This window comes from Paenibacillus sp. FSL W8-0194, assembly GCF_037969745.1.
Lineage (GTDB): Bacteria > Bacillota > Bacilli > Paenibacillales > Paenibacillaceae > Paenibacillus_AQ > Paenibacillus_AQ cookii.
The window spans coordinates 2977725-2990748 of the sequence record NZ_CP150205.1 but is presented as its reverse complement, the minus strand read 5'-3'; the positions used below and the strand labels follow the sequence as shown (position 1 = coordinate 2990748).

15 protein-coding genes are annotated in these 13024 nt (G+C 51.3%); 9 read left to right on the top strand and 6 right to left on the bottom strand.

Annotated elements, in window-relative coordinates; all coding sequences use genetic code 11:
• Positions 1 to 118 precede the first annotated feature (118 nt).
• The 4 genes from MKY58_RS13485 to MKY58_RS13470 are packed head-to-tail and all read left to right on the top strand — an operon-like array spanning position 119 to position 4626.
• On the top strand, positions 119 to 1300 hold the full coding sequence (locus MKY58_RS13485) for a NupC/NupG family nucleoside CNT transporter (RefSeq protein WP_339324975.1): 1182 nt from the start codon (positions 119 to 121) through the stop codon (positions 1298 to 1300).
• A gap of 40 nt (positions 1301 to 1340) precedes the next feature.
• Positions 1341 to 2522 carry a phosphopentomutase gene (deoB, locus tag MKY58_RS13480; RefSeq protein WP_339324974.1) on the top strand — a complete coding sequence of 394 codons (1182 nt, stop codon included), beginning with the start codon at positions 1341 to 1343 and terminating at the stop codon, positions 2520 to 2522.
• Positions 2523 to 2571: 49 nt separating this feature from the next.
• Positions 2572 to 3279 carry a purine-nucleoside phosphorylase gene (gene deoD, locus MKY58_RS13475; RefSeq protein ID WP_036709826.1) on the top strand — a complete coding sequence of 236 codons (708 nt, stop codon included), beginning with the start codon at positions 2572 to 2574 and terminating at the stop codon, positions 3277 to 3279.
• A gap of 45 nt (positions 3280 to 3324) precedes the next feature.
• Positions 3325 to 4626, top strand: coding sequence for a pyrimidine-nucleoside phosphorylase (locus tag MKY58_RS13470; RefSeq protein WP_339324973.1), 1302 nt, complete (start codon positions 3325 to 3327; stop codon positions 4624 to 4626).
• Positions 4627 to 4777: 151 nt separating this feature from the next.
• On the opposite strand, the gene MKY58_RS13465 is transcribed toward MKY58_RS13470, so the two are convergent.
• Together MKY58_RS13465 and MKY58_RS13460 are read right to left on the bottom strand one after the other, a co-directional pair.
• The gene (locus MKY58_RS13465) at positions 4778 to 5140 is read right to left on the bottom strand and encodes a DUF4190 domain-containing protein (protein WP_339324972.1); all 363 of its coding nucleotides are present in this window, start codon (positions 5138 to 5140) and stop codon (positions 4778 to 4780) included.
• Positions 5141 to 5289: 149 nt separating this feature from the next.
• Positions 5290 to 6165 carry an AraC family transcriptional regulator gene (locus MKY58_RS13460; protein WP_036709818.1) on the bottom strand — a complete coding sequence of 292 codons (876 nt, stop codon included), beginning with the start codon at positions 6163 to 6165 and terminating at the stop codon, positions 5290 to 5292.
• A 162-nt stretch (positions 6166 to 6327) separates the two neighbouring features.
• Here MKY58_RS13460 and MKY58_RS13455 point away from each other — a divergent pair, with 162 nt between their 5' ends.
• Genes MKY58_RS13455 through MKY58_RS13445 form a run of 3 tightly spaced genes read left to right on the top strand, consistent with a single transcriptional unit; the run spans position 6328 to position 9144 of the window.
• A complete protein-coding gene (locus MKY58_RS13455) occupies positions 6328 to 7386 on the top strand; it encodes a Gfo/Idh/MocA family oxidoreductase (protein ID WP_339324971.1) in 1059 nt (352 codons plus the stop codon).
• The gene (locus MKY58_RS13450; RefSeq protein ID WP_339324970.1) at positions 7383 to 8240 is read left to right on the top strand and encodes a sugar phosphate isomerase/epimerase family protein; all 858 of its coding nucleotides are present in this window, start codon (positions 7383 to 7385) and stop codon (positions 8238 to 8240) included. The genes MKY58_RS13455 and MKY58_RS13450 overlap by 4 nt, the downstream gene beginning before the upstream one ends.
• Positions 8241 to 8271: 31 nt before the next feature.
• Complete coding sequence (locus MKY58_RS13445) at positions 8272 to 9144, top strand: sugar phosphate isomerase/epimerase family protein (protein ID WP_339324969.1); 873 nt, start codon at positions 8272 to 8274, stop codon at positions 9142 to 9144.
• Between the two features lie 112 nt (positions 9145 to 9256).
• Here MKY58_RS13445 and MKY58_RS13440 read toward each other — a convergent pair whose 3' ends face one another.
• On the bottom strand, positions 9257 to 9703 hold the full coding sequence (locus MKY58_RS13440; protein WP_339325145.1) for a GNAT family N-acetyltransferase: 447 nt from the start codon (positions 9701 to 9703) through the stop codon (positions 9257 to 9259).
• A 271-nt stretch (positions 9704 to 9974) separates the two neighbouring features.
• On the opposite strand from MKY58_RS13440, the gene MKY58_RS13435 reads away from it, so the two are divergent.
• Both MKY58_RS13435 and MKY58_RS13430 read left to right on the top strand, forming a co-directional pair.
• Positions 9975 to 10400, top strand: coding sequence for an SRPBCC domain-containing protein (locus MKY58_RS13435; RefSeq protein ID WP_036709805.1), 426 nt, complete (start codon positions 9975 to 9977; stop codon positions 10398 to 10400).
• A gap of 2 nt (positions 10401 to 10402) precedes the next feature.
• Positions 10403 to 10741: a metalloregulator ArsR/SmtB family transcription factor gene (locus tag MKY58_RS13430; protein WP_339324968.1), complete on the top strand. Its 339-nt coding sequence runs from the start codon at positions 10403 to 10405 to the stop codon at positions 10739 to 10741.
• 73 nt (positions 10742 to 10814) lie between these two features.
• Here MKY58_RS13430 and MKY58_RS13425 read toward each other — a convergent pair whose 3' ends face one another.
• The 3 genes from MKY58_RS13425 to MKY58_RS13415 form a co-directional block, all read right to left on the bottom strand.
• A complete protein-coding gene (locus tag MKY58_RS13425) occupies positions 10815 to 11459 on the bottom strand; it encodes a metalloregulator ArsR/SmtB family transcription factor (RefSeq protein ID WP_036709801.1) in 645 nt (214 codons plus the stop codon).
• Positions 11460 to 11576: 117 nt separating this feature from the next.
• A complete protein-coding gene (locus tag MKY58_RS13420) occupies positions 11577 to 11816 on the bottom strand; it encodes a 4Fe-4S dicluster domain-containing protein (protein ID WP_036709799.1) in 240 nt (79 codons plus the stop codon).
• Between the two features lie 18 nt (positions 11817 to 11834).
• On the bottom strand, positions 11835 to 12911 hold the full coding sequence (locus MKY58_RS13415) for a P-loop NTPase (RefSeq protein ID WP_339324967.1): 1077 nt from the start codon (positions 12909 to 12911) through the stop codon (positions 11835 to 11837).
• Positions 12912 to 13024 lie beyond the last annotated feature (113 nt).

Genomic DNA, 13024 nt, shown 5'->3' with positions numbered 1-13024 from the left:
AGGCGAAACATCCATGCTCCGCTTTTTCATGAATCGTCTGGAAGCGCTTTATGAAAACGATTTTTCATAGCCTTATTCATACGGATCTTCATACAAAATTCAACCTAGGGAGACAGCCATGAAATATTTGATTGCGGTATTGGGATTACTCGTCGTGTTTGCACTGTCTTTTGTCGCCAGCAATAACAAACGTGGTATTCGCTATCGCCCATTGATCATCATGATCATTCTTCAGCTCATTCTGGCATTCATTTTGCTGAATACGGTTGTCGGAACCGCGCTGATTAAAGGATTTTCGGATATTTTCAAAAACTTGCTGGATTATGCCGCGGAAGGCATCAACTTCGTATTCGGCGGAATAGCGAACGAAGGACAAGCTCCGTTCTTCCTGGGCGTGCTGCTGCCGATCATCTTCATTTCGGCCCTGATCGGAATTTTGCAGTACATCAAAGTGCTTCCGATTATCATTCGGCTCATCGGCCTCGTGCTCAGCAAGATCAACGGCATGGGCAAGCTGGAATCCTACAACGCCGTGGCCTCGGCCATTTTGGGGCAATCCGAAGTGTTCATTTCCGTCAAAAAACAGATCGGCGCGCTGCCGAAGCACCGCTTGTACACGCTTTGCGCATCCGCAATGTCCACGGTTTCGATGTCCATCGTCGGTGCGTACATGACCATGATCGACCCGAGATACGTCGTGACGGCGCTCGTTCTGAATCTGTTCGGCGGATTTATCATCGCTTCCATCCTGAATCCTTATAAAGTGACGCCTGAGGAAGACAGTCTGGAAGTTCAGGAGGAGTCCGAAAAGCAGTCGTTCTTCGAGATGCTCGGGGAATATATTATGGACGGGTTCAAGGTCGCGATTACCGTTGCAGCGATGCTTATCGGTTTCGTCGCGCTGATCGCGATGATCAACGGCATCTTTAACGGCATCTTCGGCATCACTTTCCAGGAACTGCTCGGTTACGTCTTCGCTCCGTTTGCCTTCGTGATGGGCGTGCCTTGGAAGGAGGCCGTGGAAGCAGGCAGCATCATGGCTACCAAAATGGTATCCAACGAATTTGTCGCCATGCTCGAGCTCGGCAAACATACGGCCATGTCCGCCCGCGCCGTCGGCATCGTATCGGTGTTCCTCGTTTCGTTTGCGAACTTCTCCTCGATCGGCATCATTGCAGGCGCGGTGAAGGGACTTCACGAGAAGCAGGGCAACGTGGTTGCGCGTTTCGGCCTCAAGCTGCTGTACGGAGCGACGCTTGTCAGCGTGTTGTCCGCAACGATTGCCGGCGTGTTTTTGTAAAATAGATACGTTATACTCAATTACGAAGGAGTGATCATGAATGGCAGAATTTAAACGCGTACACTTGATCGTCATGGACTCGGTAGGAATTGGCGAGGCGCCGGACGCCTCACAATTCGACGATTTTGACGTCGACACGCTCGGGCATATCGCCAGAGAACGCGGCGGATTGAACATGCCGAATATGGGCAAGCTCGGCCTTTCCAACATTCGCGAAATCCAGGGCGTTGACAAAGCGGATAAGCCGCTCGCCTATTACACGAAAATGCAGGAGAAATCCGCAGGCAAAGACACGATGACCGGACACTGGGAAATCATGGGCCTCTACATCGATACGCCGTTCCGCGTGTTCCCCGACGGATTTCCGGACGAGCTGATCAAGCGCATCGAAGAAAAAACCGGACGCAAGGTCATAGGCAACAAGCCGGCGAGCGGAACGGCCATCATCGACGAGCTTGGCGAAGAGCAAATGAAGACCGGTGCGCTCATCGTTTACACTTCGGCAGACTCCGTGCTGCAGATCGCCGCGCATGAAGACGTGATTCCGCTGAAGGAACTCTACGAAATTTGCGAGTTCTGCCGCGAGATCACTTTGGACGATCCTTATATGCTGGGCCGCATCATCGCGCGTCCTTACGTCGGACAGCCGGGTTCTTTCAAGCGCACGGCCAACCGCCACGATTATGCGCTGAAGCCGTTTAACCGCACGGTCATGAACGAGCTGAAGGACGGTGGCTTCGACGTCATCGCCCTCGGGAAAATTTCCGATATTTATGACGGGGAAGGCGTAACCGAAGCGATTCGCACGTCTTCGAACATGGACGGCATGGACAAATTCATCGCAACGATGGACCAAAACTTTACCGGTCTCAGCTTCCTGAACCTGGTCGATTTCGACGCGCTGTACGGACACCGCCGCGATCCGCAAGGGTACGGTCAAGCGCTTGAGGATTACGATGCGCGCCTGCCGGAAGTTTTCGCGAAAATGACCGACGACGATCTGCTGATCATCACCGCGGACCACGGCAACGATCCGACGTACCGCGGCACGGACCATACCCGCGAGTACGTGCCTTTGATCGTGTATTCTCCGCGTTTCAAGAACGGCGGCAGCGAGCTTGCGCTCCGCAACACGTTCGCGGACATCGGCGCAACGGTAGCGGACAACTTCGGCGTGACTATGCCGGAATACGGCACCAGCTTCCTTAAAGATTTGAAATAATTCGCAACCTATTTTATCCATAATAAACACTTGTCAGGAGGACATATTCATGAGTACTCATATTGGAGCCAAAACCGGAGATATCGCGGAAACGATTCTGCTGCCTGGAGATCCGCTGCGTGCAAAATTCATCGCGGAAACGTACCTGCAGGATGTGACCTGCTACAACGAAGTTCGAGGCATGCTCGGATTTACGGGGACTTATAAAGGAAAGCGCGTTTCCGTTCAAGGCACGGGCATGGGTATTCCGTCCATCAGCATTTACGTGAACGAACTGATCAATGAATACGGCGTTAAAAACCTGATGCGCGTCGGCACTTGCGGCAGCATGCAGAAAGACGTGCATGTACGCGACGTCATTTTGGCCCAGGCTTCTTGTACGGATTCCGGCGCCAACCGCCATTATTTCGGCGGCTATGACTTCTCCCCGATCGCCAGCTTCCAGCTGCTGAAAACGGCTTATGAGAAAGGCGTGGAAAAAGGCCTCAAGCTGCATGTCGGCAACGTCTTCAGCTCGGACATCTTCTACCGCGACGACAAATCCGTCGTTGAAAAGCTGATGCAGCACGGCATTCTCGGCGTGGAAATGGAAACGACCGCGCTGTATACGCTTGCCGCCAAATTCGGCGTCAACGCGCTTACGCTGCTCACCGTCAGCGACCATTTGTTGACAGGGGAAGAAACGACCGCGGAAGAACGCCAGACGACGTTCAACGATATGATGGAAGTCGCGCTCGAAACGGCTATCACGTTGTAAGCCGGAATAATATCATTAAATTTTGAAAGTGAGGCATTGCTACCTATGAGAATGGTCGACTTGATTGAAAAGAAACGTGACGGCGGAGAATTGACAACGGAAGAAATCAATTTCATCATAGAAGGCTATACCAAAGGGGAAATTCCCGATTACCAGGTCAGTGCCTTGGCGATGGCGATTTTCTTTAAAGACATGACCCAGCGGGAGCGGGCGGATTTGACGATGGCTATGGTTCATTCCGGCGATACGATCGACTTGTCCGAAATCGAAGGGATCAAGGTCGATAAGCACTCCACGGGCGGCGTGGGCGACACGACGACATTGGTGCTTGCACCGCTCGTCGCGGCGCTGGATATCCCGGTAGCCAAAATGTCCGGCCGCGGCCTGGGACATACCGGCGGAACGATCGACAAGCTGGAGTCCATCGAAGGTTTCCACGTGGAAATCGAACGCGAGGAATTCGTGGAGCTGGTCAACAAACATAAAATCGCGGTCATCGGCCAAACCGGCAACCTGACCCCCGCGGACAAGAAGCTGTATGCGCTTCGCGACGTCACGGGGACGGTCGATTCGATTTCCCTTATTGCGAGCTCCATCATGAGTAAAAAAATCGCCGCAGGCTCTGACGCGATCGTGCTGGACGTCAAAACGGGAGCCGGCGCTTTCATGAAAACCGTCGACGACGCGAAGGCGCTTGCCCACGCGATGGTCAGCATCGGTAACAACGTCGGACGGAACACGATGGCCGTCATCTCCGACATGAGCCAGCCGCTTGGTTTCGCCATCGGCAACTCCCTTGAGGTGAAAGAGGCGATCGATACGCTGAAAGGCCAAGGGCCGAAAGACCTCGAGGAATTGTGCCTGGCACTTGGTCGTCAAATGGTTTATCTGGCGAAGAAGGCAAACTCGTTGGAAGAAGCGGAAGAAATGCTGAAGGAAGTCATCAAAAACGGCAAAGCGCTTGAGAAATTCAAGGAATTCATCCGCAACCAAGGCGGCAATCCGGATGTCGTGGATCATCCCGAACTGCTCCCGCAAGCGAAGTATCAAATCGAGGTTCCTGCGAAGGAAGACGGCGTCGTTGCGGAAATCGTCGCTGACGAAATCGGTACGGCGGCCATGTGGCTTGGAGCGGGACGCGCGACCAAAGAATCGGAAATCGATCTGGCCGTCGGCCTGATGCTGAACAAAAAAATCGGAGATCGCGTGAAAAAAGGCGAATCGCTCGTGACGATCCATGCCAACCGCGAAAACGTGGATGATGTCATGAACAAAATTTACGACAACATCCGCATCGCCGACCATGCCGAAGCCCCTGTATTGATTTACGGTACGGTGACGGAATAAATAAGGATTCCTTTATGCAGCAGAGCTGTCCAAGGTCTTCAAGGCCGGGGCAGCTCTTTTTGTCTCTCCTGGATTATAACGGCGAACGCTGTGTTATCGAGCGAATCCAAAAAAAGGATTGAAGCGCATGCTTCAATCCTTTTTTGCGATATTATGCCGTTGTCAAAGGCGGAATCGACGAAAGTACATCATAATAGCTGTCGGTAGCGCCGATGGCCATGAGGGCAATGACGAGGATGATGATAATGATTCCATATAAGGCTGTGCCTATAATGCCGCAAACGAGTCCGCCGATGGCCAGGCCGCGTCCGCCTTCTTGTCTCTGCTTGATCTCCTTAAAGGAGAGGCAGGCCAGGACGATCGCGATAATGCCGAGGATCAGGCCCACGTACGGGATCATCAGGCTGAGAATGCCGAGCACGAGGGCTGCGATCGCCTTGCCGTTGGTCTTCGGCGGCTGCATCGGCGGCATTTGTTGAAACTGGTTAAATTGTTCGGATGAATATGGATCCAAAGATATGTTCCTCCTCAAAATGATACTTTATGTATAAAATATCAAACATTCAGAACTATTATACCCAGAAAAAAGGAGATTGACCATGCAAAATCCTAAATTTCATTCGACAAATTCTGTTTTCGACCAGGAATCCTATCGTTTTTACATTAAATATGGAAGTTTTTGCGCATTTCGCTTGGCGAAACATGCTTATATTTCTTGAACGAGCGGCTGAAATAATAAATATCCTTAAAACCGGTCGATAACGCGATTTCGGAAATGTTCATGCGCGAGTTGCGCAGCAGGTATTCTGATTTGTTGATCCGCAGCGTATTAATATAGTCCGTAATGGTGCGCCCGGTCAGCTCTTTGAACAATCTGCTGAAATGAAACCGGCTGAGGCCCGCAAGCCCGGCGAGCTGATCGACGCTCAAATCCTCGGGGTAATGCTCCTCGATATATTGAAAAACGGGCGTGAACCGCTCCAGGTTCTTCAGGCGCTGATGGTCCTCTTCCGTGGACAGTTTATTCGTTCCGTATCGGCGCAGCAAAATGGTCAGGATTCGATACAAATACGACTTGATCGATAACTCGTATCCCAGCTCGCGCTGGTTCAGCTCCTCGATGAGGGAGGATATGCAGCTGATGATTTCGGCGTCGCCGGTAATTTTGCTGGCGAACAAAATCCGATTCTGCGAGATCGGCGTGATGAATTTGGTTTCGATCGCATCGATCGAGTGGCTGTGGAGCAGCTTGATGTCAAGGATCATCGCATAATAGACCAAATCGTCGCATTGGCTGACGCCGTAATGCAGATCGTTGCTGTTTATGACGACCAGGTCCCCCTCGCGAACCTCGTACGGAACGGAATTCAGCTCGATCATGGCGGATCCTTTGGTGAAATAGAGGAATTCGAGATGATTGTGCCAATGATGGTTAAAAAGCGTCATTCCGTATTCTTTGGTCGTCGTGTAATGGACTTTGATCGGGAAAAAGCGGTTCGGCATATCCATCGGTTCTTGCAGAGAAAGGGGTCTTTCCATATCGGTCACCTCAAAATCGCACAATTATACAAATAAAGAGCAAGGCTTTGCATGGCAGACTTAACTAGAAACATTATAATTCAATATATATAAAACATCTATCGAAGCACTTCCCAATCAATCCAAAAGATGAGAATAAATCAAAAGGAGCGTTGAATGCAAATGAGCAAAATCAAAGTGGGCATCATCGGTGCAGGTTCCATTTCCGAGTCGCACATGAATTCGTATCAAAAAAACCCGGATGCCGAAATCGTGGCCATCTGCGACCTGAACGAAGAACGAGCGAAGGCGGCCGCACAAAAATACGGCGCAGCGCACACATATACGGACTACAACGAGCTTCTCGCGAACCCTGAAATCGACGCCGTCAGCATCTGCACATGGAACAACTCCCATGCGGAAATCAGCATCGCCGCGATCCAGGCAGGCAAACACGTCCTGGTCGAAAAGCCGCTGTGCCGCACCGTGGAAGAGGCGCTGAACGTCCAAAAAGCGGTCCGTTCCAGCGACAAGCTGCTGCAAGTCGGCTTCGTACGCCGGTATGATCCGAACATCGGCCTTCTGCAGGAATTCATCCAAAAAGACGAATTCGGCGAGCTGTATTATGCCAAAGCATCGATTTTGCGCCGTCTCGGCAACCCTGGCGGATGGTTCGCGGACAAAGAACGTTCCGGCGGCGGACCGCTGATCGACATCGGCGTGCACGTCATTGACCTCTGTTGGTACATGCTGGGCAGACCAAAAGTGAAATCGGTTTCAGGGAACGTTTATCACAAGCTTGGCAACCGTTCGAACGTGAAGCATCTGTCCTTCTACAAGGCAGCCGACTATGACGCAAGCAAAAATACGGTGGAGGATTTGGCGAATGCTTTGATCCGTTTTGAAAACGGCGCATCGCTGATGGTGGACGTCAGCTTCTCCCTGCACGCGAAAAAGGATGAAGCAGGAGTTCGCATTTATGGCACCAAAGGCGGATTTGAAATCGATCCGGAGGTGGTGATCGTGACCGAAAAGAACGACGTGATGGTCAACATCGAGCCGCAGATCGACAATAAAGGCTTTAACTTCGCAGCCGCGTTCCAAAACGAAATCGATCAGTTCATCCTCAATATCCAAAACAACAGGGAGCCGATGAGCCCGGTCGAAGACGGATTGGAATTGATGAAAATATTGACGGGCATTTACGAATCCGCCGAAAAAGGAGTCGAAATCCAGCTATGAAAGTGGGAGTAAGCACATATAGTTTGTACCGTCCCGTGCATGAAGGCAAAATGACCATACTCGAGGCTATCGAGAAAATCGCGGAAATCGGCGGGGAGCATGTGGAAATCGTGCCGATCGGTTATTCGCTGACCGACAATCCCGAATTGACGGACCAAATCGTCGCTAAAGCGAAGGAAGTGGGCATCGAAGTTTCCAACTATGCGATTTACGCCAATTTCGGCGTCGACAACGACGAGGAGATCGCCAAGGAAGTCGAACGCGTCAAGAAAGAAGTGGACGTCGCCGCCCGTTTGGGCGTGAAGCTGATGCGCCATGACGTGGCAGGCCGCAGCGACACTTCCATCAAGCAGTTCAACAGCGAGCTTCCACGCTTGGCCGAAGCCTGCCGCCAAGTTGCGGACTATGCGGCGCAGTACGGCATTACGACAAGCGTCGAAAACCACGGGTATTACATTCAAGCAAGCGACCGCGTGCAGGCGCTGGTTCACGCCGTGGACCGTCCGAACTTCAAGACGACGCTCGACGTCGGAAACTTCATGTGCGTCGACGAGGATCCGGTTATTGCCGTCCGCAACAATCTGCCGTTTGCATCCATGGTTCATATCAAGGACTTTTACCTGCGCCATGCATCCAAGGATCCGGGCGAGGGCTGGTTCAAAACAGCCGGCGGCAATTACTTGAGAGGGGCGATCGCCGGACACGGCGACATCAACCTGCGCGAATCGATCCGCCTGATCAAGGCTTCGGGTTATGACGGATATTTGTCCATCGAATTCGAGGGGATGGAAGACGCGGTCCAAGGAACGCGCATCGGATTGGAAAACGTAAAGCGCTTCTGGAACGAAGCGTAAATCAAACGAATACGGAAGGGAGTCAGTGGTAATGAACAATAAAATCGGCGTTATTGTAGACAGCTTTCGCGTAGGCGTGAGAGAAGGCCTGCAGCGGGCTAAAAAGGTCGGGGCGGACGGCGTTCAGATTTATGCCGTAAGCGGCGAGATGGACCCGGCAAACCTCTCTGCTGCGCAGCGAAAAGAACTGAAGGAGTACATTGCGTCCCTTGGTCTGGAAATTTCCGCGCTTGTCGGCGATTTGGGCGGCTACGGATTCCAGGACAAAAGCGTAAACGCGGAAAAAATCGAGAAATCGAAACGGATTCTCGATCTGGCCGTCGAGCTGGGCACTTCCGTCGTGACGACGCATATCGGAATCGTGCCGGAAGATAGAAACAGCGAGATTTATCAAAACATGCATGATGCCTGCGAAGAGCTCGCATCGTACGCAACCAGCATGAACGCCTACTTTGCGATCGAAACCGGTCCGGAGCCTTCGGCAAGATTGAAGGAATTCCTCGACGGTCTCGGCTCCAAAGGCGTATCCGTCAACTTCGACCCGGCCAACATGGTCATGGTGACGGGAGACGATCCTGCGCAGGGCGTATACAACCTGAAGGATTACATTGTGCACACCCATGCGAAGGACGGCATCCGTTTGCGCGAGGTACCGGCGCATTACATTTACGAGTCCCTCGGCTACGATGCGCCCGTCAACGAACACAACACGTTCGTTCCAGGCGAAGGCCAATATTTCCGCGAAGTTCCGCTTGGCGAAGGCAGCGTCAACTGGACGGAATATTTGAAGGCGCTCGAAGACATCGGTTATGCCGGATATTTGACGATCGAACGCGAAGTGGGCGAAGATCCGGAAGCCGACATTTCCAAAGCCGTGCAATTTTTGAAACAGTTCAGAGGTTAATGCGAAGCGTCGTACGGCGAAAAACGGCAAGACGAAGCGAACATTACACTTTAAAAGCCGCATTGTTGCGGCTTTTTTGTGTTTTAACAGTAGATGACCCTTGGAATTGTTTTTAAATGAAGGAAGTTTCAAGATTTTTGACCATTAACATATGGGGAATACCATCCTCCATGAATTCAGCTGATGAAGTCCGGTAACCAAGCTTTTTATAGAATCCCTCTGCCTGAGTTTGCCCGTGTAATTTCACTTGTTGATGCCCCTTTTCAAGCGCGATTTCTTCCAATCCTGAAATGATTTTCTTTCCAATCCCCAATTTGCGGTAAGGTTCTAATATACAAATACGTTCTAATTTGCCCACTCCATCAAGAGCGCGGATCCGGCCCGTGCCAACGGGTTGTCCATCGTAGTAGGCGAGCAGATGTTCACAATCTCCATCCAGCGTATCAAATTCATCAAACTCGTCTGAGAGTGGCACACCTTGTTCTTCAACAAATACTTTCTTTCTTATTAAGAAAGCCGCCTCTAGTTCCTCGGATTGTGTAATTCTTTTTGAATGCATCATTTTCAACCCTCTCCGGATTTATGTTTTCGATAAAATAGTCGTCATGACTTCAACGTCAATGACAAGTATATAGAATTTATGTTTTGTTGTAAATGCAATAAAAAGAGGACGACAGGGTACCGAATGAGAGGGAATCTATTTTTAAATACAGGTTAACGATCCCCGGCAAAAATTGGACTTGATATGAAACCAAACGGTTGTATATAATAAACAAGAAATGAAACCAAAAGGTTTCGCATTTGGGTATAAAAAACGGGAGGGATCAACAATGGAACATGAAAAACAAGGGGCTTTGCCCGATATACGGTATACCGGCGTGTTTAAGGCGCCGATCCAGAAGGTATGGAAGGCCGTCGCTACGGCGGAAGGGCTGTCGGCATGGTTTATGCCCAATGATCTCGAGCCGGTCGTTGGCCATGAATTTCAGCTGAATGCGGGCCCCTATGGAATGTCTCCGTGCAAAGTGACGGAAGTGGACGAACCCCGCAAAATCGCGTTCCGGTGGGGGAAAGACTGGACGCTGACGTTTGAATTGAAGGATCTGGGGGATCAAACCGAAATTACGATCATTCATTCCGGCTGGAACGAGCATACACTGACGGAGTTTGGGCAACCTCATCCGATCGTTCGCGGCGTGATGGACAAAGGCTGGGCCGGTCTGCATCAAAAACTGGGCGCGTACGTCGAGGGGTAACCATGGGGGAAGCGCAAGCCAAACACGACGTTTTTCAGGCGATTGCCGACCCGACGCGCAGACAGCTGCTGAAGCTTCTAGCCGGGAAAGAAATGCCCGTGACGGTCATCAGCGGCCATTTTCCGATGAGCCGGACGGCCGTGTCCAAACATCTCCGCATTTTGTCGGAGGCGGGACTCGTGAAAGAGAGAAGGGTCGGGAGAGAAAACAGGTACAGCCTTGACCCGCAGCCGCTGCAGGAGATCAAAGAGTGGTACGCCTATTTCGAGCGCTTCTGGGAAAACAAAATGGCTGCTTTGCAATTTTTCGTGGAATCGGACCGCCCGGATGATCCTGTCTGATTCCATAAAAAAACCTCGCATGAACCAGGCTGCATTCCTTGACAGGCGAACGGCCTCCGGACCAAGGTCCGGTTCATTGCGAGGTTTTCTTTTTATTTTTAAGCGTGTATGCGCACTTTTTGTCGCCCTGGGCCAGGCATTCGGTACGAACCACTTCGGCCCCCAGCAGGGATTCGAACATTTTCATTTCGCAGGTGCAGGCGTGGTTGTATTTCTTCGCGATTTGCGAAATCGGGCAATTGTATTCCATCAGTGCATATTCGTCTTCGCCGTTTTGTTCAAGCTCGACCATATACCCGTTTTCGTTCTGGATTTCCGCCAAGATGGCGACTTTTTCGCCGAACGTCTTGCCTTGCATCTTTGCCGCATGGTTCCTTTGCAGCGATTCGCTGCGCCGTTCGAATAAACGGTCGACCATCCCGGAGCCGGCGTCCAATTCAAGCTCGCCAAGCAAATCCAGCGTTAACGTATGGTATTTGTTCGGGAAAAAGGATTCCGCCTGATCCGTCAAATGATAAATCGCGGTAGGGCGGCCCATCGGCTGCCGAATCGTTTTCGATTCGATCAATCCTTCCTTTTCGAGCGTGTTGATATGCCTGCGTACGGCCATGCTAGTGATTCCGATGAACTCGGTAATCTCTTTTGCACTGAGCTCGCCTTTGGTTTTCAGCAGCTGCAGGATTTTGTCCCGGGTTGAAATATCCAGTTGTTGGTTCATGTTCATCACCGCCTGTTCTGCTTTTTTCCTGAAGCTCGGGTGCGAAGTGCAGACAGCCTGCCGACACGAAAGATCAACAGGCTGCAATCACTCGAAATGTATCGTTGGTGTATCAGCTTATCTATTTTTGAAGAAGTTTTCGGCTTTTTCGAGGAACCCTTTTTCTTCTTCAGGCAAATCCGCGTCATAATATACCGCGCCGACCGGGCAAGCCACTTCGCATGCTCCGCATTCGATGCAAATGTCGGTGTCGATGTAATATTGGTCAGGACCTTCCTCGATGCAATCTACTGGACAAACATCCACGCAATCGGCAGCTTTTTCATCCATGCAAGCCGAGGTAATAACGTATGCCATTTCTGTCACCCTTTCAAATTAGTTCGCTAGTTTGTTGTTTATGATATTTGATGCCAAATCCATAAAAATATGCCACTGTTCGCTGTTTTCGTCAAACAGGTTTGAAGCCGCATCGGCTTCATCCGGCGTATCGGCCGATTGAATCGGTACCTCCGCGAGCAGCTTCGTCTTCAGCTCATCGGCAAGCCTCTGCCCGCCGCCGCGTCCGAAAAGGTAATGCCGTCTTCCCTCGGGATCGGTGAAATAGGACATGTTTTCGATGACCCCAAGAATGGGATGGTTCGTCTGCAGCGCCATTTCGCCGGCACGGGCTGCCACATGGTGGGCCGTCTTATGAGGCGTGGTCACCACGATTTCTGCGCACTGCGGAATCCGGTTATGAACGTCAAGCGCAACGTCGCCGGTTCCCGGCGGAAGATCCAAGATAATATAATCCAGGGTACCCCAATCCACTTCGTTCAGGAACGTGCCGAGCATTTTGCCGAGCATCGGGCCTCTCCAGACGACGGGCTTATTGCCTTGAACGAAAAATCCCGTCGAGATCACCTTCATGCCATGGCTCTCCACAGGGGCGATCCGGTTTCCTTGCTTTTGCGGAAGCTCTTTGATCCCCAGCATTTCCGGAATGCTGTGTCCGTAGATATCCGCGTCAATGATACCCACCCGCTTGCCTTGCTTAGCCAAAGCTCTTGCAAGATTGACCGTGACGGTAGATTTTCCGACGCCGCCTTTGCCGCTCGCTATGGCGATGAAAGTCACGCCGGAATCCGCGGAAAGCAGCGGGGAATTCATCAGCGTCGGGGCGCGGCGCACCGATTTATTAAGCTTAATAGCTATAATATCATTTTTTTCTTCATTTGAAATAGGTTTGAAGCGTATATGAACATCGGTAATTCCTGTCTTTTGCACCGCACGGGTAATTTGCTCCTTCAGCTCCTGCTCCCGCGATACGGAATCCGGGGGGAGAAGCACGGTCATTGCGGCATGATCCTTGTTCGTGGTAATGTCCCGGATCAGTCCGATCTCCGTGAGCGGCAGCTGGCGCTCCTCGTCTTTGATATGAGCGATCGCAGCAACCAGATCATCCTTCGTCAAAATTTTCTCACCTTCAATCCACTTCGATCTTTAAAACAAAGTATGTCCATAATATCGCAAACCTTACCGGGTTATCTTGACATTGCATCACCGTGTATGGGGAGGCCAAGAAA

Coding starts and splice junctions, on each gene's coding strand:
- MKY58_RS13485 (WP_339324975.1), top strand. CDS start 119: ATGAAATATTTGATTGCGGTATTGGGATTACTCGTCGTGTTTGCACTG.
- deoB (WP_339324974.1), top strand. CDS start 1,341: ATGGCAGAATTTAAACGCGTACACTTGATCGTCATGGACTCGGTAGGA.
- deoD (WP_036709826.1), top strand. CDS start 2,572: ATGAGTACTCATATTGGAGCCAAAACCGGAGATATCGCGGAAACGATT.
- MKY58_RS13470 (WP_339324973.1), top strand. CDS start 3,325: ATGAGAATGGTCGACTTGATTGAAAAGAAACGTGACGGCGGAGAATTG.
- MKY58_RS13460 (WP_036709818.1), bottom strand. CDS start 6,165: ATGGAAAGACCCCTTTCTCTGCAAGAACCGATGGATATGCCGAACCGC.
- MKY58_RS13455 (WP_339324971.1), top strand. CDS start 6,328: ATGAGCAAAATCAAAGTGGGCATCATCGGTGCAGGTTCCATTTCCGAG.
- MKY58_RS13450 (WP_339324970.1), top strand. CDS start 7,383: ATGAAAGTGGGAGTAAGCACATATAGTTTGTACCGTCCCGTGCATGAA.
- MKY58_RS13445 (WP_339324969.1), top strand. CDS start 8,272: ATGAACAATAAAATCGGCGTTATTGTAGACAGCTTTCGCGTAGGCGTG.
- MKY58_RS13440 (WP_339325145.1), bottom strand. CDS start 9,703: ATGCATTCAAAAAGAATTACACAATCCGAGGAACTAGAGGCGGCTTTC.
- MKY58_RS13435 (WP_036709805.1), top strand. CDS start 9,975: ATGGAACATGAAAAACAAGGGGCTTTGCCCGATATACGGTATACCGGC.
- MKY58_RS13430 (WP_339324968.1), top strand. CDS start 10,403: ATGGGGGAAGCGCAAGCCAAACACGACGTTTTTCAGGCGATTGCCGAC.
- MKY58_RS13425 (WP_036709801.1), bottom strand. CDS start 11,459: ATGAACCAACAACTGGATATTTCAACCCGGGACAAAATCCTGCAGCTG.
- MKY58_RS13420 (WP_036709799.1), bottom strand. CDS start 11,816: ATGGCATACGTTATTACCTCGGCTTGCATGGATGAAAAAGCTGCCGAT.